The following is a 23,195-nucleotide window of genomic DNA, read 5'->3' on the forward strand; positions in this document are numbered from 1 at the left end:
CCTTGAAAGGCAAGACTTTGGACAACCATTACGACGTCATCATCGCCGGCGGCGGCTCGGCAGGAGTGGCTGCAGCCATCGGCGCCAGTCGTACCGGCGCGCGCACGCTGCTCCTTGAGAAGGGGCCCTGCCTGGGCGGGGCCGCAACCCTCCGCAATGTGGTCACCTATGCCGGGATCTTCACCCAGGAAGACCAGCGGCAGGTCGTGTTCGGCGTGATGGAAGAGGTCTACGCCCGACTCCGCGGGCTGGGGGCTGTCAGCGAACCACGGAAATACAACGCGGTCACGGTCGTCTTCGAACCAGAAGATGTGAAATTCGTCCTCGATGAGCTGTGCGCGGAAGCGGGCGTGGACGTTCGGCTTCACACCCTCATCGTGGGTGCCGAGACAGATGACAACGGATCGATCACCGCGGTGAACGTCGCAGACCACGAAGGACTGCACTACTTCACAGCCGCCGCGTTCGTCGACGCTACCGGAGATGCAGACCTCGCTCACCACAGCGGGGCGGAAGTGCGATATGGCCGGGACGGCAAAGTCCAAAACGGCACCCTCGGAGTCCGCTTCGGCGGCATACCCCTGGACGTCGATGCCGGACGCGCCGCACTGAAGAAAGCGGTCACTGCCAGCAAGGCGGCCGGCATGCCGAACCTCCTCGCCGAAACCGGACTCGTCGCCCGACTCCCGCTCTCCGGAGACATCATCACTTACCTGGTGGACGAGGGCTACGACGCCCGTAGCGCCACGGACACCAGCCGCGCAGAAGCCCACGCCCGCCTGCAGGCCCAGGCATACCTCCAAGCGCTCAAAACTGTGCCCGGCTGCGAGAACGCCTACATCGTCTCCACCGGACCCGAGCTCGGCACCCGGGAATCCCGACACGTCGTCGCACCCCTGCGCCTCACGGAAGAAGACATCCTCCTCCCGGAACCCCGCGAAGACGCCGTAGCCATTGGAGCCTGGCCAATGGAATACCACCCCGGCCCCGGAGTCCCCTCGATATGGAAATTCATCGCCGACCCGGGCTACTTCGGCATTCCCCTGGACTGCCTCAAGAGCGTAAACCGGACCAACCTCTTCGCCGCCGGCCGAGTCCTCGACGGAGACCAAGCAGCCGGGTCATCACTAAGGGTCATGGGCACAGCGTTCGCCACCGGCCACGCGGCCGGGATCGCCGCCGCCCACATCGCCTTGGACAGGCTCTGCGACACCTACACGGTGCAGGCAGAGCTCCAACGTCAGGATGCCCGACTCCCGCTCCCCGTCAGCTCGGCAGCTCACCTCGACGTGGCTGCCTACTAGCCCACTCCCAACCCTTTCTCGGTCTGGCCCTACGGCCACACCGCCCTTCACCTATGCCAAAGGAATGAACATTCATGGTTGCCAAGATCGCCCTTGAAGAGCACTTCGGTGCTACCGACCCCAACATCGTTGAGCAGTCCGCGGAGCACTTCACCGCCGACGCATGGCCCGCACGCCGGGACATGCTGCTCGACATCCACGAAGACCGGCTTCGCCTGATGGACAAGTGCGGAATCGAAAAGTCCGTGCTGTCGCTGCTGTCGCCCGGCATCCAGTCGCTGCACAATTCCGAGCAGGCCGTGGACTGGTCGAAGCGACTGAACGATTACGCCGCCAAACAGGTCTCAAACAATCCGGACCGATTCGCTTCCTTCGCAGCACTTCCGATGCAGGACCCCGACGCCGCCGTCGCGGAGCTGCGCCGCGCCGTGACTGACCTGGGCCTTGTCGGGGCCTTGGTGAATGGCTATTCGCAGATCGGTACCGAGGACACGGTGGTGTACCTGGACGACGCGCGGTACGCCGAGTTCTGGGCCACGGTCGAGGAACTCGATGTGCCCCTCTACCTTCACCCCCGTGACCCGCTGGCTTCACGCAGCCCGCAGTACGACGGACACCCGTGGCTGTACGGGTCCGCCTGGGCATTCTCCGTCGAAACCGGTACCCACGCGCTGCGGCTGATGGGCAGTGGACTGTTCGACCGGCACCCCGGAATCCAGATCATCCTCGGCCACCTGGGTGAGCTGCTGCCCTTCAACATCTGGCGCACCGATCATAGGGTGGCCGTCGCTCCCCGCGGCATCTCCATCGAGAAAAGCTTCGGACACTATCTGCGCAACAACTTCTACCTCACGACCAGCGGCAACTTCCGAACCCCTGCACTGCTCAACACCATCCAGGAAATCGGGGCAGACCGGCTGCTGTTCTCCTCCGACTACCCGTTCGAGCGGATGGACGAGGCTGCAACCTGGTTCGACAACCTGGAACTCAACGAAAACGATCTGACCAAGATCGCACGCACCAACGCTGCGAAGCTCCTGAAGCTCTAGCGACCCCAAGACACCCACCTGAAGTATTAGGAACACCAGACATGAGCGCACAAGCAACCGCTGCCGCCTCCGGCGCTAACGCAACACAGCGATTCCGTGAGAACAAGCAGACCAGCGCAGCCGCCAACCAAGAGCGTGTCGCCCTGCTCGCCGGCCGGCTGATTAAGTCCGCGAACGATATCGTGCTCGAGGAACGGGTCACGTACGAGGAGTACAACGCTCTCAAGGCCTGGTTGATCCAGGTCGGTGAGGACGGTGAATGGCCGTTGTTCCTGGACGTCTGGCTGGAGCACTCCGTCGAGGAGGTCGCAACCAGTCACCGCAAGGGCAACAAGGGATCCATCGAAGGGCCCTACTACGTCCCGAACTCGCCGGAACACCAAAGCCCGGCAACTATCGGCATGCGCCCTGAGGAGAAGGGCACCCCGCTGCTCTTCCAAGGACAGGTCCGCAGCACCGACGGCAGCCCCCTCCCGAAGGCGAGGATCGAGCTGTGGCACGCCGACGAGGACGGCTTCTACTCCCAGTTCGCACCGAACATCCCCGAGTGGAACCTGCGCGGCACGTTCATCGCCGATGAGGAGGGCAACTTCCAGATCAATACGATCCAGCCGGCCCCGTACCAGATCCCAACCGACGGGGCATGCGGTCACCTGATCAACGCTGCGGGTTGGCACGCCTGGCGCCCGGCCCACCTGCACCTGAAAGTCTCAGCTCCAGGGCACGAGCTTCTGACCGCGCAGCTCTACTTCCCGGGAGACCCGCACAACGAGGACGACATCGCCACCGCAACCAAGCCAGAGCTCATGCTCGACATCCAGCCTGGCCCCGATGGGCATGGAGTTCAGACCAGCTACAACTTCATCCTGGACCCCTCTTCCTAACCAGAAGCGAAGGTCCGAGCTGCCGTTGCGGGATCTGTCCCTGGATCCCGCAACGGAAGTTCCCGTCCCACGCCAGCATTCAGACCCCCTCTTGCGCTGCCACACCCTAGGCTGAGACCGGAAGGACCGCCCCGTGAAAATCGAGCGGATCGAAGCGATCCCGTATGCGATCCCTTACACGCACCCTTTGAAATTCGCCAGTGGCGAGGTCGCCACCGCCGACCACGTCCTCATCCGCGTCTACACGGACGACGGAGTCGTGGGAATCGCTGACGCTCCTCCCCGCCCCTACACCTACGGGGAGACCCAGGAATCCATCACGGCGATCATCGACAAGGTGTTCGCTCCACAGCTATTGGGCACCGAGGTTCTGGACCGGGAACGGATTCACGCGGTACTGGGGCGGACAGTTAACAACCACGTCGCCAAGGGAGCCATCGACATCGCCATATGGGACGCGATCGGCAAGACTCTCGGAACACCGGTCCACAAGCTCCTCGGCGGCTACACCGACCGCATGCGGGTCAGCCACATGCTCGGCTTCCGCCCGGCGGTAGAACTACTCGACGAGGCACAGCGCTTCGGCGAGACATACGGCATCACCACCTTCAAGCTCAAGGTAGGGCGCCGGCCGCTCGCACTCGACATTGAGGCGTGCCGCGTACTGCGCGAAGGGCTGGGGGAGGACGTCGAGATCTATCTCGACGCCAACCGTGGCTGGACCGCAAACGAGGCCCTGGAAGTTCTCCGCCGAACAGAGGGACTGGGCCTGACACTGCTGGAGGAACCGTGCGATGCCAAAGAACGATTTCGAAGGACTGGCCGTTGGCGTCCATCAACCTCTTTAGGGTTTCAGCCTCGGTGAGACTAGCGACTGTGAGGCCCTGTTGCTCGCGGCTCTTCGGGTCCCGCCACAGCACCATGTAGGACGATGAACCGTCCTTTTTGGTGCGTTTGCGAATGCTGGCCACACAAAAACGGTACGCCGCTGTCAACACTTTGGGCGTTTTTGTCAACACCCAAAGAAGAAACAGGCCCTTGACCTGCGTAAACACTGTGCCCGAGGTGGGACTCGAACCCACACACCTTTCGATACCGCATTTTGAGTGCGGCGCGTCTGCCAATTCCGCCACTCGGGCGCGGAATACATGGAGTGAAACACTACGCCCACAGCTGACTGTGAGCAACGCGATCGCTTCACGTACGCGGAATTACTCTACATGCAGATAGGCTGAATTCCAGAATCGCGCCGCCGTCGCCGCAAACAAACCCTGCAAGCCAAGTACAGCCGCGGTGGCACCTAAGATAGTGATGTCCCGCCGTACCTTTTCAAGGAGATCCCGTGACTGAACAGACGGAGTCCAAGCCCACGTCCCAGCCGGCGCGCCGCGTTATTGTGGCGGAGGATGAAACCCTCATCCGCCTCGACATCATCGAGATCCTGCGCGGCGAAGGCTATGACGTTGTGGGCGAGGCGGACAACGGTGAGAAGGCCGTCCAGCTCGCCGAGGAACTGAAGCCGGACCTGGTCCTCATGGACGTCAAGATGCCCGTCATGGACGGCATTTCAGCGGCCGAGAAGATCGTCAAGGCACGCATCGCCCCCGTGGTGCTGCTGACCGCCTTCAGCCAGAAGGAACTGGTGGAGCGTGCCCGCGACGCCGGCGCCATGGCCTACGTGGTGAAGCCGTTCACGCCCGCCGACCTCATCCCGGCCCTGGAGATCGCGCTTTCCCGCCACGAGGAAATCAAGGCCCTCGAGAGCGAGGTTTCCGACCTCCAGGAGCAGTTCGCCACCCGTAAGCTCGTGGAGCGCGCCAAGAGCCTGCTGACCACCAAGATGGGCCTGACCGAGCCGGAGGCCTTCCGCTGGATCCAGAAGACCTCCATGGACCGCCGCCTCAGCATGCGCGAGGTCGCCGAAACCATCATCAACCAGGTCAACTAGCGCTCCGGCCGGGGCCCAGAGAATTACGACGGCGGCCCGGGCCCCACGCGTAAAGTCCCCTAACGCGCACAGCACAAAGCAAAGGACCCCTGCCAACCGGCAGGGGTCCTTTGCTTTATCCGAAGACCAGGCTAGGCCTTCTTCTTCTTTTCCGGCCAGGGGCCGAGCTTTTCCTTGTTGCTGCTGACTTCACCGGCGCGGGTGGAGTCGGCCAGGTCGCCTACCTTGTGCACCTTCAGCGAGTTGGTGGAACCGGCCTTTCCGGGAGGCGAACCGGCGGCGATGACCACCAGGTCACCATCTTCCACCAGGCCCATTTCCTCGAGGCTGCGGTCCACCTGGGCGGTCATGGCGTCCGTGTGGTCCACCATCTGCACCAGTACCGGCTGGATGCCCCAGGTGAGCGCCATCTGGTTCCAGACCTGTTCCACCGGGGTGAACGCGAAGACCGGCTTGATGGGCCGCAGGCGGGACAGGCGGCGGGCGGAGTCGCCGGACTGGGTGAACGCACAGATGTACTTGGCGTCCAGCTGGTCGGCGATTTCGACGGCGGCACGGGTGATGGCGCCACCACGGGTCTTGGGCTTGGTCCCCAGCGGGGGGACGCGCTCCAGGCCGTGGACCTCGGTGGATTCGATGATCCGGGCCATGACCTTGACCGTTTCGATCGGGTACTTGCCCACACTGGTCTCACCGGAGAGCATGACGGCGTCGGCACCGTCGAGGACGGCGTTGGCGCAGTCGGAGGCCTCTGCACGGGTCGGGCGCGGGTTGTCGATCATGGACTCGAGCACCTGGGTGGCCACGATGACCGGCTTCGCCCAGCGCCGGGCGAGCTCGATGGCGCGCTTCTGCACGATCGGCACTTCCTCCAGGGGAAGCTCCACACCGAGGTCGCCGCGGGCCACCATGATCGCGTCGAACGCGTCGATGATCTCCGGCAGCTGCTCGACAGCCTGCGGCTTCTCGATCTTGGCGATGACCGGCACGCGGCGGCCTTCTTCGTCCATGATCTCGTGCACGCGGGTGATGTCGGACGCATCCCGGACGAAGGACAGGGCCACCAGGTCCACGCCCCGGCGCATTGCCCAGCGGAGGTCGTCCTCATCTTTTTCGCTCAGCGCGGGAACGTTGACTGCCACGCCGGGCAGGTTGATTCCCTTGTTGTTGGACACCATGCCGCCGACGGTCACCTCGGCAACCACCTTGACGTCGTCGACCTCAATGGCGCGAAGGGCCACCTTGCCGTCGTCGATCAGCAGTGCGTCTCCCACCTTGACGTCCTCGGTGAGGCTCTTCAGGGTGGTGGAGCAGATCTCCTGGGTGCCGGGGACGTCCTCGGTGGTGATGGTGAAGATGTCACCAACCGCGAGTGCGTGCGGGCCATCCACGAAACGGCCCAGGCGGATCTTGGGGCCCTGCAGGTCGGCCATGATGGCCACGGCCTTGCCCAGGTCCGCTGCCGCCTTGCGGACGTTTTCGTAGGTGTTGTCGTGCACGGTGTAATCGCCGTGACTCATGTTCATGCGGGCGACGTCAACGCCGGCCTCCAGCACAGCCAGGGTGTTCTCGTAGCTGGCAATTGCCGGGCCAAACGTAGCCACAATTTTTGCGCGTCTCATATACCTACCCTATTGGTCTCTTGCATTGGTTAAGTTGTCGGCGAGGTGAACCCTCGATGCACCCCTAGAGGACGGCGATGGCGCGGTCCGTCGGCGCGACGGGAGCGGGAAGGATAGTGCTTCCCATCAGGTACTTGTCCACGGCTGCTGCGGCGGCGCGGCCCTCGGCGATGGCCCACACGATCAGGGACTGCCCGCGGCCGGCGTCACCGGCAACGAAGACACCGTCGGTGTTGGTCATATAGTAGCCGTCGCGGGCCACGTTGCCGCGTCCGTCGAAGTCCGCGTGCACCTGTTCGGTGAGGCCGGCCGGTTCGGCTCCGGTGAACCCCAGGGACAGGAACACCAGGTCTGCGGGGATGACCCGCTCGGTGCCCGCCTTGGGGAGTCGCTTGCCGTCGACGAATTCGGTTTCGGCCACCTTGACGCCGGTGAGCTTGCCGTTCTCGCCAACGAATTCCACGGTGGACGCGAGGTAGGTGCGTTCGCCGCCTTCCTCGTGGGCGCTGGCCACTTCGAAGAGGTTGGGGAACGTGGGCCACGGCTGGTGGCTGGCACGTTCGGCCGGCGGCTGCTTGCCGATCGCCAGCGTAGTGACGGACGCTGCGCCGTGCCGGTGGGCGGTGCCGAGGCAGTCGGCCCCGGTGTCACCGCCGCCGAGGATCACCACGTGCTTGCCGTTGGCGTGGATCTGGTTTTCGATGGCTTCCCCGGCCACCACGCGGTTGGCGGGTACCAGGTAGTCCATGGCGAAGTGCACGCCTTCCAGGTCCCGGCCCGGGATGGGCAGGTCCCGCGGGACGGTGGCGCCGGTGCACACCACGACGGCGTCGTAGCGCCTGCGCAGCTGCTCCCACGTCACGTCGGTCCCCACGGCCACGCCGGTCCGGAAGCGGGTGCCTTCGGCCTTCATCTGCTCGACGCGGCGGTCCACCTGCTCTTTTTCCATCTTGAAGTCGGGGATGCCGTAGCGCAGCAGGCCGCCGATCTTGTCGTCCCGTTCGTAGACAGCGACGGTGTGGCCCACGCGGGTCAGCTGCTGGGCGACGGCCAGGCCCGCCGGCCCGGAACCCACCACGGCGACGGTCTTGCCGGTCAGGCGCGTCGGCGGCAGCGGGTTGACCCAGCCGTTCTCGAACGCCTCGTCGATGATGGAAACTTCGACCTGCTTGATGGTGACGGCGGGCTGGTTGATCCCCAGCACGCAGGAGGCTTCGCAGGGGGCGGGGCACAGCCGGCCGGTGAACTCGGGGAAGTTGTTGGTGGCGTGCAGCCGCTCAATCGCTTCCTCGCCCTTGTCCCGCCACATGAGGTCGTTCCACTCCGGAATGAGGTTCCCCAGGGGGCAGCCCTGGTGGCAGAACGGAACGCCGCAGTCCATGCAGCGGCCGGCCTGCGCCTTCAGGACGCCTTTCTCCTGCGCTTCGTAGACTTCCTTCCAGTCCATGATGCGCACGGGAACGGGACGGCGCGGCTGGGTTTCACGCTGGCGTACTTTCAGAAATCCGCGTGGATCAGCCACCGGTCACCTCCAGGATTCGAGACCATACTTCTTCGCCGTCGGGGTCAAGGCCCTCTTCGATGGCGTCAAGACGGGTTTGCAGCACGGCCGCGTAGTCGCGCGGCAGCACCTTGGTAATGCGGGCAGCGGTGTCGTCAAAGTTTTCGAGGAGCCGCGCCGCCAGCTGGGATTCGGTTTCTTCGATGTGCTTCACCAGCAGTCCATGGACAATGTCGCGGTCCTCGGCGTCGAGCTCGCGCAGCTGCAGCTCGCCGGACTCGAGGGCCTGCTTGTTGACACGGGTGGTCCGCAGGTCCAGCACGTAGGCGGTGCCGCCGGACATGCCGGCGCCGAAGTTGCGCCCGGTGCGTCCCAGGATCAGCGTCTGGCCGCCGGTCATGTACTCGCAGCCGTGGTCCCCGATGCCTTCGACGACGGCCGTGGCACCTGAGTTGCGGACCAGGAAGCGTTCGCCCACCTGGCCGCGCAGGAACATCTCGCCGCTGGTGGCGCCGTAGCCGATGACGTTGCCGGCGATGACGTTGGTCTCTGCCTTGAAGACGTTGGTACGGTCCGGCCGGACGATGATCCGGCCACCGGACAGCCCCTTGCCCACGTAGTCGTTCGAGTCGCCGAACAGCCGCAGGGTGATGCCCGCCGGCAGGAAGGCGCCGAGCGACTGGCCGGCAGTGCCGTTCAGCGTGATGTCGATCGTGTCCGTGGCCAGCACGTCGGTGCCGTAGGTCTTGGTGACGACGTGGCCCAGCATGGTGCCCACGGAACGGTCGGTATTGATGACGTCCACGTTGATCTTCACGGGGCTGCGGTCCGTCAGCGCCTCGGTGGCCATGGTGATCAGCCGCTGGTCAAAGTGCTTGTCCAGCTCGTGGTTCTGGCCGGTCATGTTCCGCAGCGGCGCGTCGTCGTCGAACTCCAGGCCGTGCAGGATCGGGTCCAGGTCCAGGCCGTCGGCCTTCCAGTGGTTGACCGCGTCGCGGGCATCCAGGACTTCCGCGTGGCCAATGGCCTCTTCGAGGCTTCGGAAGCCAAGCTCGGCAAGGATTTCACGGACTTCCTCAGCCAGGAACTCGAAGAAGTTGACCACGAACTCCGGCTTGCCGCTGAAGCGGGCACGAAGCTCAGGGTTCTGGGTGGCAACGCCCACCGGGCAGGTGTCCAGGTGGCAGACGCGCATCATGATGCAGCCTTCCACCACGAGCGGGGCGGTGGCGAAGCCGAATTCCTCGCCGCCCAGCAGGGCGGCAATGACGACGTCACGGCCGGTCTTGAGCTGGCCGTCGACCTGGACCACCACGCGGTCGCGCAGGCCGTTGAGCATCAGCGTCTGCTGGGTCTCGGCCAGGCCAAGTTCCCAGGGGACACCGGCGTGCTTGAGCGAGTTCAGCGGCGAGGCGCCGGTTCCGCCGTCGTGCCCGGAAACCAGGACGACGTCGGCCTTGGCCTTGGTCACGCCGGAGGCCACGGTGCCGATCCCCACTTCGGACACGAGCTTCACGTGCACCCGTGCGGACGGGTTGGCGCGCTTGGCATCGTAGATCAGCTGCGCCAGGTCCTCGATCGAGTAGATGTCGTGGTGCGGGGGCGGGGAAATGAGTCCGACGCCGGGAGTCGAGTGGCGGGTCCGGGCCACCCACGGGTAGACCTTCTGCGCCATCAACTGGCCGCCTTCGCCGGGCTTGGCGCCCTGGGCCATCTTGATCTGGATGTCGTCGGCGTTGGTCAGGTAGAGGCTGGTGACGCCGAAACGGCCGGAGGCGATCTGCTTGACCGCGGAGCGCCGCTTGGGGTCCAGCAGGCGGTCCACGTCCTCGCCGCCTTCACCAGTGTTGGACTTGCCGCCCAGCTGGTTCATGGCGATGGCCAGCGTCTCGTGGGCTTCCTGGGAGATGGAGCCGTAGCTCATGGCTCCGGTGGAGAACCGCTTGACGATGCTGGAGACCGGTTCCACTTCTTCGAGCGGAACGGAGGGGCGCTCGTTCTTGAACTTGAGCAGCCCGCGCAGGGTCATCAGGTTGGTGGACTGGTCGTCCACGCCCTTGGTGTAGGCCTTGAAGATGTCGTACCGGCGCTCACGCGTGGCGTGCTGCAGCCGGAAGACGGTCTCCGGGTTGAACAGGTGCGGTTCGCCGTCGCGGCGCCACTGGTACTCGCCACCGCCCAGCAGGGGCCGGTGCGGCTGTTCGATGCCGCCTTCCGGGTATGCCATCTGGTGGCGTGCGGAAACTTCGGCAGCGATAACGTCCAGGCCAACGCCGCCGAGCTGGGAGTGCGTGCCGGCGAAGAATTCGTCCACCAGTTCCTGGCCCAGGCCCAGTGCCTCGAACGTCTGGGCGCCGGTGTAGGACGCAACAGTGGAGATGCCCATCTTGGACATGATCTTCAGGACGCCCTTGCCGAGGCCCTTGATCAGGTTGTAAACGCCGTCCTGCGGGGTAACCCCGGTGACGTCGCCTGCGGCAATGAGCTGTTCCACGGATTCCATGGCCAGGTAGGGGTTGACGGCGGACGCGCCGTAGCCGATCAGGACGGCCACGTGGTGCGTCTCGCGGACGTCGCCGGCCTCCACCACCAGGGCGGTCTTGGTGCGGTTGGCGCTGCGCAGCAGGTGGTGGTGCACGGCGCTGACCAGCAGCAGGGACGGGATCGGGGCCCACTGGGCGTTCGAGTCACGGTCGGAGAGCACGATGTACTGGACTCCGCGGTTGATGGCGCCGGAAACCTGCTCGCAGATCTCGGTCAGCCGGGCGCGCAGTGCGTTCTCGCCACCCTCCGGGCGGTACAGGCCGCGGACCTTCATGGCCACGCGGTTGCCGTCGGCGTCCTCGATGTTGGCGATCTTGGCGAGCTGGTCGTTGTTGATCACCGGGAACGGCAGCTGGACCTGCGGCTGGCGCACCTGCTTGGTGTCCAGCAGGTTGCCGTTGGGGCCGATTGCGCACGTCAGGGAGGTGACCAGTTCCTCGCGGATGGCGTCCAGCGGCGGGTTGGTCACCTGCGCGAAGGACTGCACGAAGTAGTCAAAGAGCAGGCGGGGGCGCTTGGACAGGACCGCCACCGGGGTGTCGGAGCCCATGGCGCCGAGGGGCTCGGCGCCGGTGCGGGCCATCGGGCCCAGCAGGATCTTCAGTTCCTCGGTGGTGTACCCGAAGGTGCGCTGGCGGATGTTCACCGACGCGGCGGTGTGGACCACGTGCTCGCGCTCGGGCAGGTCGTTGAGGTCGATCAGGTTGTCCTTGACCCACTCGGCCCACGGGTTGGCCGCGGCGACTTCGGCCTTGACCTCTTCGTCGTCGATGATGCGGCCGGCCTCGGTGTCCACCAGGAACATCTTGCCCGGGGAGACGCGGCCCTTCTTGACCACCTTGGAGGGCTCGACGTCGATCACGCCCACCTCGGAGGCGAAGACGATCAGGCCGTCTTCGGTGATCCAGAACCGGCCGGGGCGCAGGCCGTTGCGGTCAAGGGTGGCACCCACCAGGTTGCCGTCGGTGAAGGAGACGGCGGCAGGGCCGTCCCACGGTTCCATCAGCAGTGAGTGGTACTCGTAGAACGCGCGCCGTGCCGGATCCATGGTGGCGTGGTTTTCCCACGCCTCGGGGATCATCATCATGATCGAGTGCGTGATGGGGCGGCCGGAGAGCCAGAGCAGCTCGGCGACCTCGTCGAAGGACGCCGAGTCGGATGCACCCGGGGTGCAGATGGGGTACAGCTCTTCGGGAGAGTCGCCCAGCAGAGGGTTGGCCAACTGTGACTGGCGGGCACGCATCCAGTTCCGGTTGCCCTTGACGGTGTTGATCTCACCATTGTGGGCGATGGTCCGGAACGGCTGCGCCAGGGGCCAGGACGGAAAGGTGTTGGTGGAGAAGCGTGAGTGGACGATTGCCAGCTTGGTCTTGAACCGCTTGTCCGAGAGGTCCGGGTAGAACGGCTCCAGCTGCGCGGTGGTCAGCATGCCCTTGTAGACGATGGTCCGGGAGGACAGCGAGGGGAAGTAAACGCCGAACTTGTTCTGGGCGCGCTTGCGGATCCGCCAGGCGCGGGAGTCCAGTTCGTTGCGGTCCAGTTCCTCACCATTGGCCGAGGCCAGGAAGGGCTGGGAGAAGTAGGGCATGCAGGCGCGGGCCATGGCGCCCACGAGGTCGGCGACAACAGGTACCTCACGCCAGCCGAGGACCTTCAGGCCTTCGTCGGCGGCGAGGCCCTCGATGCCGGCCTTGGCTGCGTTGGCCTCACGCTGCTCGGCAGGCAGGAATGCCGTGCCCGCCACGTACTGGCCGGGGGCAGGCAACTCGAACTCGGTCACCGCCCGGAAGAACTCGTCGGGGATCTGCATGAGCAGGCCCGCGCCGTCGCCCGTGCCCTCGTCGGCACCCACGGCACCGCGGTGTTCAAGGTTGCGCAGGGCCGTCAGGGCGGCATCGACGATGTCATATCCGGGCTCGCCGCGCAGGGTCGCGATGATGGCGAGGCCGCACGCGTCCTTTTCCTGCTCCGGGTTGTAGAGCCCGGCAGCTTCCGGCATGGCGGCGAAGCGCTTGAACGGCGACAGTGCAGTCTCAGGCTGGTCCGGTTCGGACCAGCTGGGAGTGTTAAGAGTTTGGGTCATGGGAGACGTCCTTCCTCCTGATCGTGCGTATGGAAGGGACACCGTTGGCCCCACTCGTCGGCGCCGTTGCAAGGGCACAACAAAGTGTTGATTACTGGAAATTGTAGGTCAGCGCAGCCTGCTGAACTAACGGTTACGCAGGCACCTGCCCGGGGCTTCATCCGTCAGCATCTCTTTGCTGCCAGGAGTGGCCCCATGCCACGACATTGTGGTTTCGGGCCCTTCGAGCGGTGGCTCTGCTGCCCTGCCTGGCCGGCTTCCTATTTACCGGCGCCGGCCTCTGATGCGGGTCCTGTGGCTGTGCTGCCGGATGTTCCGGAAGCCGTGGCATCCGTGCCAGGCTTGGAGCCTGCCGGAGCCGCCGCGGGTTCTTCCGTGGAATCGGAAGCATGCCGGGAACCGCTTTGGTTATCAGGGAGATTACCACGCGAATCACTATCTGAGACAACAGTGTCCGGATCACGGACCTCCTGTGCGTCCTCGGCGGCTGCCCCGGGCAGGGCTGCTTCGGCCGCGGCTGCTTCGGCCGGTTCACGGCCGGGCAGGTAAACGGTGTCCGGCTCCGGCCGGCCCTTGAGCCCCAGCAGGAGGAAAGCAAGCAGGGCGGCCAGGAACACGAAGATGCTGGTCCACACGTTGAGCCTGGTGGTGATGCCGAGGATGTTGATCTGTTCGGCGTCGTCGATGCGCAGCAGTTCGATCCAGACGCGGCCCAGGGTGTAGTACATGGCGTAGAGCCAGAAGAGCCTGCTCCGGCGGAAGTTGAAGCGCCTGTCCAGGGCGAGCAGGATGAGTACCCCTGCCACATTCCAGAGCGATTCGTAGAGGAAGGTCGGGTGGAACAGGGTATCCGCCGGCAGGCCGGCCGGGAAGTTCGGGTTGTTGGCGTCGATCTGCAGCCCCCACGGCAGCGTGGTGGGGCCGCCGAAGAGTTCCTGGTTGAAGTAGTTGCCCCAGCGTCCCAGGGCCTGGGCCAGGAGCAGGCCGGGTGCGGCGGCGTCGACGAAGGCGCTGAGCTTGACGCCGCTGCGGCGGCAACCGATCCAGGCACCGACGGCGCCCAGGACGACGGCGCCCCAGATTCCGAGCCCTCCACGCTGGATCTGCGGAATCAGCGAGAGGTCGCCGGTGCCATCGAAGCCGGGGCCGAAGTAGGCATCGGGGGACGACACCACGTGGTACAGGCGCCCGCCAATGATGCCGAAGGGAATGGCCCAGATGACGATGTCCCAGACGCTGCCCTCGGGGGCCCTGCGCTTGGCCCAGCGGACCGAGGTCAGCCACAGGCCAACCACGATGCCGGCCAGGATGCACAGCGCGTAGGCGTGGATCCGCAGGCTGCCCCACGGCAGGGGGATGTCGAACCCGGACCAGCTGGGGCTGGGGATGCTGCCCGGCACCAGTGCGGGTGCCAGGGCGGCTGCCTGGATCAGTGCCTGCATGGGTTATGCCCCGTCCGTGGTGTGGCCGGCTTCCGGCGCGAGGCCGGTGCTGAGGTCCTTGGTGAGCGTAGCGACGGCATCCACTCCCCCGTCGCGGAGGGCCGCAACCAGGGCGGTGCCCACAATGACGCCTTCGGCGTAGGCGGCGATCTCGCGGACCTGGTCCGCGGTGGAAACTCCGAGGCCTACGCAGACGCGTTCCGCTCCGGCGTCGTGCGCGGCGGCAACGACGTCTTTGGCGGCGGTGCTGACGGACGTGCGGGCACCGGTGACGCCCATGATGGAAACGGCGTAGACGAACCCGCGGCTTGCATCCACGGTCCGCTGCATGCGCTCGGCGGTGGAGGACGGGGCAACCAGGAACACCCGGTCAAGGCCGTACTTGTCCGACGCTGCCATCCACTCGGCGGCCTCGTCCGGGATCAGGTCCGGCGTGATGAGCCCGGCTCCCCCGGCCTCGGCAAGGCGGCGGGAGAATTCGTCCACGCCCATGCGGACCACGGGGTTCCAGTAGGTCATGACCAGGACGGCGGCGTCGGTCTTGCTGGTGATGCCGGCGACGACGTCGAAGACCTGCTTGACGTGGAAGCCCTTGGCCAGTGCCTCGGTGGTGGCAGCCTGGATGACCTGGCCATCCATGACGGGGTCGGAATAGGGGATCCCGATCTCGATCAGGTCCGCGCCGTTCTCCGCCAGGGCGATGCCGGCGGCGATGGTGTCCTCGACGCTGGGGTAGCCGGCGGGGAGGTACCCGATCAGTGCCGAGCGGCCCTGGGCGCGGGCGCGGTCAATGGCGGCTGCCGACTTGCTGGTCATCTCTGCGCTGTTCACAGCTGCTCCCCCTCTTTGCCGATTTCCGATTCGGCGGAATCCTTGTCAAGCAGGTCAAACCATTCGGCGGCGGTGGCCACGTCCTTGTCGCCGCGGCCGGAGAGGTTCACGATGATGATCTTCTCCGCCGCGGTGGCGGGGTCTTCGGCGGCGAGCCGTTGGCCCACCTTGATGGCACCGGCCAGCGCGTGCGCGGATTCGATGGCGGGAATGATGCCCTCGGTGCGGCACAAAAGGCGGAAGGCTTCCATGGCTTCGGTGTCGGTGATGGGTTCATAGCTGACCCGTCCGATGTCCGAGAGGTAGGAGTGTTCCGGGCCGACCCCGGGGTAGTCCAGGCCGGCGGAGATGGAGTGTGATTCGATGGTCTGCCCGTCGTCGTCCTGCATCAGGTAGGAGCGGGCGCCGTGCAGGACGCCGGGCTTGCCCAGCGAAATGGTGGCGGCGTGCCGGCCGGTCTCCACGCCGTCGCCGCCGGCCTCGAAGCCGTAGATCTTCACGGACGGGTCATCCAGGAAGCCGTGGAAGATGCCGATGGCGTTGGAGCCGCCGCCGATGCAGGCGCAGACGGCGTCGGGGAGCCGGCCCTCCTGCTCCAGGATCTGGGCACGGGCTTCCTCCCCGATGACCTCGTGGAAGTAGCGGACCATGGCGGGGAACGGGTGGGCTCCGGCCGCTGTCCCGAGCAGGTAGTGGGTGTTGGCGACGTTGGCCACCCAGTCCCGGAGGGCGTCGTTGATGGCGTCCTTGAGGGTCTGTGATCCGCTGGTGACCGGGATGACCTTGGCACCCAGGAGCTCCATCCGGGCAACGTTCAGCGCCTGCCGGCGGCAGTCCTCGGCGCCCATGTACACCACGCAGTCCAGCCCAAGCAGGGCAGCGGCGGTGGCGCTGGCCACGCCGTGCTGGCCGGCGCCGGTTTCGGCGATGATCCGGGTTTTGCCCATCCGCTTGGCGAGCAGCGCCTGGCCCAGGACGTTGTTGATCTTGTGCGAACCCGTGTGGTTGAGGTCCTCCCTCTTGAGGAACACCCGCACTCCCCCGGCATGCTGGGAGAACCGCTTGGCTTCGGTCAGCAGCGACGGCCGGCCGGAGTAGTTCTTGTTCAGGTCGGCAATCTGGGCCCGGAAGTCGGGGTCGTCCTTGGCCTTGTTGAAGGTTTCCTCAAGTTCGTCCAGGGCGGCGATCAGGGACTCGGGCATCCACCTGCCACCGTAGCCGCCAAAGTACGGCCCCGGCGCGTGGCGGAGGGATCCGCCCTGCAGGAATGCTTCCGCGGTGTTGTTCTCAGCGTGCCCTGAGGGTGCGTCGGCCATCAGTCCCGTCCTGTTCCAAGTTGATCGGTCAAAAGTGTGCTGTTCCAGCCTGGGCCGGATCGGTGATTGCAGGCACTGCGGTGCCGGCCCGTGCCGGCACCGCAATGCAGGGTGCGCCGGGGTGCCGTCAGCGCGCGGCGATCGCGGCGGCACCCGCGGCAGCGAATTCGGCGATTCGTTCCCGGGGAGTCGCATGGCTCACCAGGGCCTCGCCCACCAGTATGGCGTTGGCGCCGTTTGCGGCGTAATGCGTGACGTCCTCGGCGTCGCGGACGCCCGATTCGGCGACCACCACTGCGTCGCCCGGGATCAGGCCCGCCAAGGAGGCGAAGACTGAACGGTCGACGTCGAGCGTCTTCAGATTGCGCACGTTGACGCCGATGATCCGGGCGTTCGCCGCCACGGCGCGCTCGATTTCCTCTTCGGTGTGGGTCTCCACAAGCACGTTCATGCCCAGTTCGGCGCTGAGGGCGCTGAACTCGGTGAGCTGGGCGTCGGAGAGTGCGGCAACGATCAGCAGGATGAGGTCGGCGCCGTGGGCACGGGCCTCCCAGACCTGGTACTCGTCAAGCGTGAAGTCCTTGCGGAGCAGCGGGACGTCGACGGCGGCGCGCACGGCGTCAAGGTCGGCGAGGGATCCGTTGAAGCGGCGCTGTTCGGTGAGGACACTGATGACGGACGCGCCGCCGTCGGCGTACTGCCTGGCCAGCGACGCCGGATCCCCGATGCTGGCGAGGTCGCCCTTGGAGGGGCTGCGGCGCTTGATTTCCGCGATGACTTTCAGCTGTTCCCGGGTTGCGGAGGTGCCGCCGAGGGCCGCCCAGGCGTCGCGTGCGGGCGCGGCGGCCTGGGCCCGGTCCTTCAGCTCAGCCAGCGAAACGAGACGCTTCCTGGCCTCCATGTCCTCCCGGACACCGGCGTTGATGTCGTCGAGAACAGTTGCCATCAGTGGCCGGAGTTCTTCAGCTTGCTGCCTTCGACGCCGTAGCCTGCCTTGCGCATGACGTAACCGAGGATCAGCCCGATCACCATGACCACGGCTCCGCCGATGAAGATGGGGGTGCTGGCGATGACGAACGCGATGGCTGCGATGAGCGCGCCGACGAGCATGACGATGACGCAGGTCCAGGCGGCCGGGCTGTTGCCGTGGCCAAGTTCCTGGCTGTGGTCAATGACGCCGGGGGCCACCGTGCGGGTGCCGGACGTGGAAGCGGACGCAGGTGCTTTGCTCATGGAAATCTCCTCAGGATGGATACTGCTTACATTCTGCCATTTTTTGGTTGCCGCCCGCGTACCGTCAGGCGTCCCGCCGGTTCCGGCGCCGGCGGCGGCGCCGCTCAGGTGGGGTCGTCGCCGCGCGACAGCCGGTCCCAGCTGTCGATCTCGTCCACGGGTCCGGCCGGCGCCGCCTGCCCGGCTGCGACGGGCGCGTCATATTTGGTGCGCGCCTTCCAGTGCCGGGATGCGGGAATGATCAGCAGGGCGCCCAGGGCCAGCAGGCAGCCGGCGACGACGGCCACTGCCGGGAAAGCGGTGAGTTCAACGTGCGCCTGGCTGCCGGAGACGCCGGTGGCGGTGGCAATCGTTCCCTGCGCCGCTGCCAGCGGGTCCGCAAGGACGGTGGCGGCGGCAGTCAGGATGCCGGCCGAGGCAAGGACGATGATGGCGGTGATGACCCACCGGGCGATCCTGCCGGCAATGGACGCTGCCAGCCCGCCGGCCAAGGCCACCAGGGCCAGGGCCGTGACGGTGGTGGCCGCTTTGCTCCCCTGCACGGGCAGGACGCTTTGCGCGGCGCCTGCCTGGTTGGGGTCCAAGGTGGCGGTCATCCACGTCTGGGTGGTGGTGCCGAACGCGGCCAGGGCCAGGAGGGTGATCAGCAGGACCAGCGTGGACTTGCGCGCCCACGCGGGTGTGGTCCGGCCTGCCTTGGCTTTGCCCGCTTTGCCTGCTTTTCCTGCATTGTCCGCTGTTCCCGCGCTGCCGGCAGCCGCTCCGGAGTCAGCCATCAGGACTCCGTCCGGCCGGGAAGGGATTCCGCAGAGATGTTGTGCAGGGAGCCGGCGGTGTGGACCGCGCGCAGCGGGGCGGCGGCCTTGTTGACGGTTTCGAGGGCCTCCGTGGGATTCGCGGAGTCGGCCACGATGCCGCCGCCGGCCTGGACGTAGGCCCGGCCTTCGCGGATCAGGGCGGACCTGATGGCGATGGCCATGTCCATGTCGCCTGCGAAATCGAGGTAGCCCACCACGCCGCCGTAGATGCCGCGGCGGTGCGGTTCGAGTTCGTCCAGCAGGCGCAGCGCCCGGGGCTTGGGCGCGCCGGAGAGGGTGCCGGCCGGGAACGTCGCTTTCAGGACGTCGTAGGCCTTGGCCTGCGGTGCCAGCCTGCCCACCACGGTGGACACCAGGTGCATGATGTGGCTGAAGCGCTCCACCTCCATGAACTGGGTGACGTCCACGGTGCCGGCCACGCAGACCTTGGAGAGGTCGTTGCGGGAGAGGTCCACCAGCATCAGGTGTTCGGCACGTTCCTTCTGGTCGGCGAGCAGTTCCTCGGCGAGGGCCTTGTCCGCTTCCACTGTCTTCCCGCGGGGACGGGATCCGGCGATCGGGTGGGTGATGACTTCCTCGCCGGTGACCGTGACCAGGGCTTCGGGCGAGGATCCGACGATGGAGTATTCGCGGCCCTCGGCGTCGGCCAGGCTGAAGATGTACATGTAGGGGCTGGGATTGGTGTTGCGCAGGACCCGGTAGACGTCCAGGGCGGACGCGTGGCATTCCATCTCGAACCGTCGCGAAATCACCACTTGGAAGACCTCGCCGTCCACGATGGCTTCCTTGCCGCGGTCCAAGGCGGCCAGGTACTCGGCCTCATCCCAGCGTTCCTGGACGCTGGACGCAAAATCCAGTGCCGCCGGTTCCAGAACGGAGACCGGCTGCGGGACGGGGGCGCTGATCTTGGCCAGGAGTTCCTTTACCCGCGCGACGGCGTCGTGCCAGGCCTCGTCCACGCGCTCGGAGCTGTTGTCGAAGTTGATGGCGTTGGCAATGAGCAGGACCGTGCCGTCAACGTTGTCGTGCACGGCCATGTCGGTGACCAGGTTCAGGGCCATCTCCGGCAGCTGCAGGTCGTCCTCGGGCGGGCTGACCAGCCGCTCCCAGTGCCGGACGGTTTCCCAGCCCAGGAACCCCACCAGGCCGGAAGTGAAGGGCGGGAGCCCCTCGAAGCGGTCGGTGCGCAGCGCGTCGATGGTGTCGCGTACGGCGTCGACGGGGCTGCCGCTGACGGGGACGCCGGCGGGCGGCTCGCCCAGCCAGTGGGCCTGTCCGTCCTTGGTGGTCAGGGTGGCGCGGGACCGGGCACCGATGAAGGAGTAGCGGGACCAGGCGCCGCCAACGGCCGCGGATTCCATCAGGAACGTTCCGGGCTGGCCCTGCGCCAGCTTGCGGTACAGGCCGATGGGTGTTTCGGCGTCGGCCAGTACCTTGAGCCTGACGGGGATGACCCGGCTGTGGCCGGCGAGTTCCCGGAATTCCTCAAGGCTTGGGCTGATGGTTCCAAGGTCCTGCATGGCTATGCTTGTCCGCCTGTTCTTCTGAAGGGCCGGCCGCGCCGGACACCTTGAGTGTGCTTGCTGGGTTGGCCGCGGCCGGCTGGGACGCCGTGGCCCGGCAGCCGGTCCGGCCTAGCGTGCGTGGCCTGTGACGACGGTGAGGTCCCTGCCGTCGAAGCAGGTGCGGGTGCCGGTGTGGCAGGCGGCACCGACCTGGTCGACGCGCACCAGGAGTGCATCGCCGTCGCAGTCCAGTGCAACCGACTTGACCCACTGGACGTGGCCGGAAGTGTCGCCCTTGCGCCAATACTCCTGGCGGGACCGCGAGTAGAACGTGACGCGTCCGGTGGTCATGGTCCGGCGCAGTGCCTCGTCATCCATCCAACCGAGCATCAGGACCTCGTTCGTGTCGAACTGCTGGACCACCGCTGCCACCAGGCCGGCGGCATCGCGCTTGAGCGCGGCTGCCACGTCCTCGGGAAGCGGTCCGGAGCCGGGTGTTGCCGGGTCGGATTCAGCGGACGACGACGGTACCTGGGATCCGTTGGATCCAGCGGTTGGGGCGGGGGTTGGCTGCTCAGACATCGGGTCAAGTCTAGTGCCTTTGGCGGCCGCCCTCCCGATGTGAACAACGGCACGCCACCGGGCGGTGGGATGCTGCCCAACTTCGCGGCTCTCGTGCTAGTTTCACAAGTGATGCATTTCGTCGAACCGTCCCGAGAAGTCCTGGCCGAGACCCTGCTTGCGGCCGGCCCTGATGCGCCCACGCTGTGCAAGGGCTGGCGCACCAGGGACCTTGCCGCGCACCTCTACCTGCGGGAGCGCAAGGCCGCCGTCGGGCTCGGTTTGATCATCAAGCGACTGGCCAAGGCCTCCGACCAGGCCACTGCCAAGCTTGCGGCCAAGCTGACCACCACCGAGGACTACGCCCGGCTGGTCAACACCTTCCGTGCCGGGCCGCCGGCCCTTTCGCCGATGAGCATCAAAGCCCTGGACGAAAGCGCCAACCTGATCGAGTACTTCGTGCACACCGAGGACGTCCGCCGGGCTGTGGACCGGTGGGCGCCGCGGGCCCTGGACGAGGCGTACTCTGATGCGCTCTGGGACGAACTGGTCAAGCGTGCCGCCATCCTGTACCGCGGCGTGGACCTCGGCATCGTGCTGGTCCGTCCGTCCGGTCCCCGCCACGTCGCCAAGCGGGCGCCTGTCTCCGTGGCCATCGTGGGCGAGCCGGGCGAACTGCTGATGCACGCCCACGGCCGCACGCGCCACGCCCTGGTCACCTTCGAAGGCCAGCCGGACGCCGTCGCCCTCCTGCAGTCAGCCGAAGTAGGCCTCTGACCGAAACTGGCTCGCAGTTGTTGCCGTTAAGAGCGTTCATAACGACAACAGCTGCGAGCCAGTCGGGTTAACGGACTTCGAAGCCGGCGTCCCGGATGGCGTCCTTGACCTGGGACATCATGTCGTCCGGGCCCCAGTGGAAAATTGACGCCGCCAGCACGGCATCCGCGCCGGCAGCAACCGCCGGCGGGAAGTGTGCGGGCTCCCCTGCGCCGCCGGAGGCGATGATCGGCACCCTGACGGCGGCCCGGACCAGCTTGATGAGTTCGAGGTCGAAGCCGTCCTTGGTGCCGTCGGCGTCGATGGAGTTGAGGAGGATCTCCCCCACGCCGCGGTCGGCGGCTTCCTTCGCCCACGCGATGGCGTCAATCCCGGTCCCGGTGCGGCCGCCGTGGGTGGTCACTTCGAATCCCGACGGCGTGGGCCGGGACCCCGGGCGGGTGCGGCGGGCGTCGACGGACAGAACGAGCACCTGGGATCCGAAGTGGCGGGTGATTTCGTCGATGACGTCCGGCCGCGCCACGGCAGCGGTGTTGATGGAGGCCTTGTCGGCGCCGTACCGGAGGAGTTTGTCCACCTCGGCGACGCCCCGGACGCCGCCGCCGACGGTGAGCGGGATGAAGACTTCCTCGGCGGTGCGGCGGACCACGTCGAAGGTGGTCTCGCGGTTTCCGGAGGAGGCCGTGACATCGAGGAAGGTCAGTTCGTCGGCGCCGGCATTGTCGTACCGGTGGGCCAGTTCCACGGGGTCACCGGCGTCGCGGAGGCCCTCGAAGTTGACGCCCTTGACGACGCGTCCGGCGTCGACGTCGAGGCAGGGAATGACGCGTACTGCTACTGCCATGGGAACTCCTGGATATTCAGTGCTGCTGGCGGTGCCGGTGATCAGATGCGGCAGGCGTGGATGCTGCTGACCAGGATGGCGCGGGCGCCGAGGTCGTACAGTTCATCCATGATCCGGTTGGTTTCCTTCTTGGGAACCATGGACCGTACGGCGACCCAGTCCGAGTCCCGGAGCGGCGAGACCGTGGGCGATTCCAGGCCGGGGGTCAGGCCTGCGGCCTTTTCCACGAGTTCCTTGCGGATGTCGTAGTCCATCAGCACGTACTGGCGGGCCACCAAGACACCCTGGAGGCGCCGGATGAGCACCTCGATTTCCTTGGCGGTGCCGTTCGCCGCGCCGCCATTGCCGGTGCGCCGGATCAGGACGGCTTCGGACTTCAGGATGGGCTCGCCGAAAATTTCCATGCCGGCGGCCTTGAGGGTGTTCCCGGTCTCCACGACGTCGGCGATGGCATCCGCGACGCCAAGCCGGACGGAAGACTCAACGGCGCCGTCGAGCCTGACCACCTTGGCGTTGATGCCCCGTTCGGCGAGGTAGTTGCGCAGGAGGCCGTCGTAGCTGGTGGCCAGTCGCTTGCCTTCGAGCTCTGCGGCAGAGCTGAAGTCGCCCACCGGACCGGCAAAGCGGAAGGTGGAGGCGGCGAATCCAAGCTGCAGCAACTCCTCGGCTTCCACCTCGGCGTCCAGAAGGAGGTCGCGGCCGGTGATGCCGACGTCGAGCGTTCCCCGGCCGACGTAGACCGCGATGTCGCGGGGGCGGAGGAAGAAGAACTCGATGTCGTTGTCCGGGTCCACCATGACCAGTTCGCGGCTGTCGCGGCGTTGGCGGTATCCGGCTTCGGAGAGCATGGCGGAGGCGGCTTCTGACAGGGAGCCCTTATTGGGGACGGCTACTCGCAGCATGGGGAATTCTTTCTGGGGTGGAAGGTCTGGA

The 23,195-nt window shown here is 66.3% G+C and carries 18 protein-coding genes, 1 tRNA gene and 1 pseudogene; 6 read left to right on the forward strand and 14 right to left on the reverse strand.

Translation table 11 applies throughout. The features are described from left to right. Window positions 1–2: 2 nt before the first annotated feature. The 4 genes and pseudogenes from AC4EEO_RS10725 to AC4EEO_RS10740 form a co-directional block, all read left to right on the forward strand. Complete coding sequence (locus AC4EEO_RS10725; RefSeq protein ID WP_491329768.1) at window positions 3–1,304, forward strand: FAD-dependent oxidoreductase; 1,302 nt, start codon at window positions 3–5, stop codon at window positions 1,302–1,304. Window positions 1,305–1,378: 74 nt separating this feature from the next. After that, window positions 1,379–2,353 carry an amidohydrolase family protein gene (locus tag AC4EEO_RS10730; protein WP_491338825.1) on the forward strand — a complete coding sequence of 325 codons (975 nt, stop codon included), beginning with the start codon at window positions 1,379–1,381 and terminating at the stop codon, window positions 2,351–2,353. Window positions 2,354–2,394: 41 nt separating this feature from the next. After that, window positions 2,395–3,237 (forward strand): catechol 1,2-dioxygenase, encoded by an 843-nt coding sequence (catA, locus tag AC4EEO_RS10735; RefSeq protein WP_491329766.1) that lies wholly within the window; start codon window positions 2,395–2,397, stop codon window positions 3,235–3,237. Window positions 3,238–3,370: 133 nt separating this feature from the next. Then, window positions 3,371–4,054: pseudogene (locus AC4EEO_RS10740) on the forward strand (mandelate racemase/muconate lactonizing enzyme family protein); the annotation flags it as partial. Window positions 4,055–4,294: 240 nt separating this feature from the next. Here the strand turns inward: AC4EEO_RS10740 and AC4EEO_RS10745 are convergent. Next, window positions 4,295–4,376: transfer RNA gene (locus AC4EEO_RS10745), tRNA-Leu, on the reverse strand. Between the two features lie 203 nt (window positions 4,377–4,579). On the opposite strand from AC4EEO_RS10745, the gene AC4EEO_RS10750 reads away from it, so the two are divergent. After that, entirely contained in the window at window positions 4,580–5,185 is a 606-nt protein-coding gene (locus AC4EEO_RS10750) for an ANTAR domain-containing response regulator (protein ID WP_009358190.1), read from the forward strand. A gap of 131 nt (window positions 5,186–5,316) precedes the next feature. On the opposite strand, the gene pyk is transcribed toward AC4EEO_RS10750, so the two are convergent. The 11 genes from pyk to hisI all read right to left on the reverse strand — a co-directional run bounded on the left by pyk (window position 5,317) and on the right by hisI (window position 20,662). Further along, window positions 5,317–6,807 (reverse strand): pyruvate kinase, encoded by a 1,491-nt coding sequence (gene pyk / locus AC4EEO_RS10755; protein WP_043423794.1) that lies wholly within the window; start codon window positions 6,805–6,807, stop codon window positions 5,317–5,319. A 64-nt stretch (window positions 6,808–6,871) separates the two neighbouring features. Further along, window positions 6,872–8,329, reverse strand: a complete 1,458-nt coding sequence (locus tag AC4EEO_RS10760; RefSeq protein WP_491329765.1) for a glutamate synthase subunit beta — start codon at window positions 8,327–8,329, stop codon at window positions 6,872–6,874. Continuing rightward, complete coding sequence (gltB, locus tag AC4EEO_RS10765; RefSeq protein WP_109863998.1) at window positions 8,322–12,935, reverse strand: glutamate synthase large subunit; 4,614 nt, start codon at window positions 12,933–12,935, stop codon at window positions 8,322–8,324. The genes AC4EEO_RS10760 and gltB overlap by 8 nt, the downstream gene beginning before the upstream one ends. A gap of 260 nt (window positions 12,936–13,195) precedes the next feature. Further along, window positions 13,196–14,377, reverse strand: coding sequence for a prolipoprotein diacylglyceryl transferase (gene lgt, locus AC4EEO_RS10770; protein ID WP_491338826.1), 1,182 nt, complete (start codon window positions 14,375–14,377; stop codon window positions 13,196–13,198). Window positions 14,378–14,380: 3 nt separating this feature from the next. Further along, complete coding sequence (gene trpA, locus AC4EEO_RS10775; RefSeq protein ID WP_133832326.1) at window positions 14,381–15,193, reverse strand: tryptophan synthase subunit alpha; 813 nt, start codon at window positions 15,191–15,193, stop codon at window positions 14,381–14,383. An 11-nt stretch (window positions 15,194–15,204) separates the two neighbouring features. After that, window positions 15,205–16,524 carry a tryptophan synthase subunit beta gene (gene trpB, locus AC4EEO_RS10780; RefSeq protein WP_133832274.1) on the reverse strand — a complete coding sequence of 440 codons (1,320 nt, stop codon included), beginning with the start codon at window positions 16,522–16,524 and terminating at the stop codon, window positions 15,205–15,207. A gap of 127 nt (window positions 16,525–16,651) precedes the next feature. Further along, the gene (gene trpC / locus AC4EEO_RS10785; protein ID WP_109864001.1) at window positions 16,652–17,470 is read right to left on the reverse strand and encodes an indole-3-glycerol phosphate synthase TrpC; all 819 of its coding nucleotides are present in this window, start codon (window positions 17,468–17,470) and stop codon (window positions 16,652–16,654) included. After that, window positions 17,470–17,757: an HGxxPAAW family protein gene (locus tag AC4EEO_RS10790; protein ID WP_018761156.1), complete on the reverse strand. Its 288-nt coding sequence runs from the start codon at window positions 17,755–17,757 to the stop codon at window positions 17,470–17,472. The genes trpC and AC4EEO_RS10790 overlap by 1 nt, the downstream gene beginning before the upstream one ends. A gap of 104 nt (window positions 17,758–17,861) precedes the next feature. Next, window positions 17,862–18,533, reverse strand: a complete 672-nt coding sequence (locus tag AC4EEO_RS10795; RefSeq protein ID WP_491329764.1) for a Trp biosynthesis-associated membrane protein — start codon at window positions 18,531–18,533, stop codon at window positions 17,862–17,864. Further along, window positions 18,533–20,095, reverse strand: a complete 1,563-nt coding sequence (locus AC4EEO_RS10800; RefSeq protein ID WP_491338827.1) for an anthranilate synthase component I — start codon at window positions 20,093–20,095, stop codon at window positions 18,533–18,535. Before AC4EEO_RS10800 ends, AC4EEO_RS10795 begins: the two co-directional genes overlap by 1 nt. Window positions 20,096–20,209: 114 nt before the next feature. Beyond that, window positions 20,210–20,662 carry a phosphoribosyl-AMP cyclohydrolase gene (gene hisI, locus AC4EEO_RS10805; protein WP_109864004.1) on the reverse strand — a complete coding sequence of 151 codons (453 nt, stop codon included), beginning with the start codon at window positions 20,660–20,662 and terminating at the stop codon, window positions 20,210–20,212. Window positions 20,663–20,773: 111 nt separating this feature from the next. Here hisI and AC4EEO_RS10810 point away from each other — a divergent pair, with 111 nt between their 5' ends. After that, entirely contained in the window at window positions 20,774–21,418 is a 645-nt protein-coding gene (locus tag AC4EEO_RS10810; RefSeq protein ID WP_026264411.1) for a TIGR03085 family metal-binding protein, read from the forward strand. Between the two features lie 67 nt (window positions 21,419–21,485). On the opposite strand, the gene hisF is transcribed toward AC4EEO_RS10810, so the two are convergent. Then, on the reverse strand, window positions 21,486–22,262 hold the full coding sequence (hisF, locus tag AC4EEO_RS10815; RefSeq protein WP_109864005.1) for an imidazole glycerol phosphate synthase subunit HisF: 777 nt from the start codon (window positions 22,260–22,262) through the stop codon (window positions 21,486–21,488). A 41-nt stretch (window positions 22,263–22,303) separates the two neighbouring features. Beyond that, complete coding sequence (hisG, locus tag AC4EEO_RS10820; RefSeq protein WP_491338828.1) at window positions 22,304–23,164, reverse strand: ATP phosphoribosyltransferase; 861 nt, start codon at window positions 23,162–23,164, stop codon at window positions 22,304–22,306. Window positions 23,165–23,195: the final 31 nt, after the last annotated feature.

The sequence above is a fragment of the Pseudarthrobacter sp. MOO13 genome (genome assembly GCF_058267655.1).

Bases quoted from the DNA above. Each gene is read 5' to 3' on its own strand.
- AC4EEO_RS10810 (WP_026264411.1), top strand. From the start codon at position 20,774: ATGCATTTCGTCGAACCGTCCCGAGAAGTCCTGGCCGAGACCCTGCTT.
- pyk (WP_043423794.1), bottom strand. From the start codon at position 6,807: ATGAGACGCGCAAAAATTGTGGCTACGTTTGGCCCGGCAATTGCCAGC.
- trpA (WP_133832326.1), bottom strand. From the start codon at position 15,193: ATGACCAGCAAGTCGGCAGCCGCCATTGACCGCGCCCGCGCCCAGGGC.
- AC4EEO_RS10800 (WP_491338827.1), bottom strand. From the start codon at position 20,095: ATGCAGGACCTTGGAACCATCAGCCCAAGCCTTGAGGAATTCCGGGAA.
- trpC (WP_109864001.1), bottom strand. From the start codon at position 17,470: ATGGCAACTGTTCTCGACGACATCAACGCCGGTGTCCGGGAGGACATG.
- hisG (WP_491338828.1), bottom strand. From the start codon at position 23,164: ATGCTGCGAGTAGCCGTCCCCAATAAGGGCTCCCTGTCAGAAGCCGCC.
- gltB (WP_109863998.1), bottom strand. From the start codon at position 12,935: ATGACCCAAACTCTTAACACTCCCAGCTGGTCCGAACCGGACCAGCCT.
- AC4EEO_RS10790 (WP_018761156.1), bottom strand. From the start codon at position 17,757: ATGAGCAAAGCACCTGCGTCCGCTTCCACGTCCGGCACCCGCACGGTG.
- AC4EEO_RS10730 (WP_491338825.1), top strand. From the start codon at position 1,379: ATGGTTGCCAAGATCGCCCTTGAAGAGCACTTCGGTGCTACCGACCCC.
- hisF (WP_109864005.1), bottom strand. From the start codon at position 22,262: ATGGCAGTAGCAGTACGCGTCATTCCCTGCCTCGACGTCGACGCCGGA.
- hisI (WP_109864004.1), bottom strand. From the start codon at position 20,662: ATGTCTGAGCAGCCAACCCCCGCCCCAACCGCTGGATCCAACGGATCC.
- lgt (WP_491338826.1), bottom strand. From the start codon at position 14,377: ATGCAGGCACTGATCCAGGCAGCCGCCCTGGCACCCGCACTGGTGCCG.
- trpB (WP_133832274.1), bottom strand. From the start codon at position 16,524: ATGGCCGACGCACCCTCAGGGCACGCTGAGAACAACACCGCGGAAGCA.
- AC4EEO_RS10795 (WP_491329764.1), bottom strand. From the start codon at position 18,533: ATGGCTGACTCCGGAGCGGCTGCCGGCAGCGCGGGAACAGCGGACAAT.
- catA (WP_491329766.1), top strand. From the start codon at position 2,395: ATGAGCGCACAAGCAACCGCTGCCGCCTCCGGCGCTAACGCAACACAG.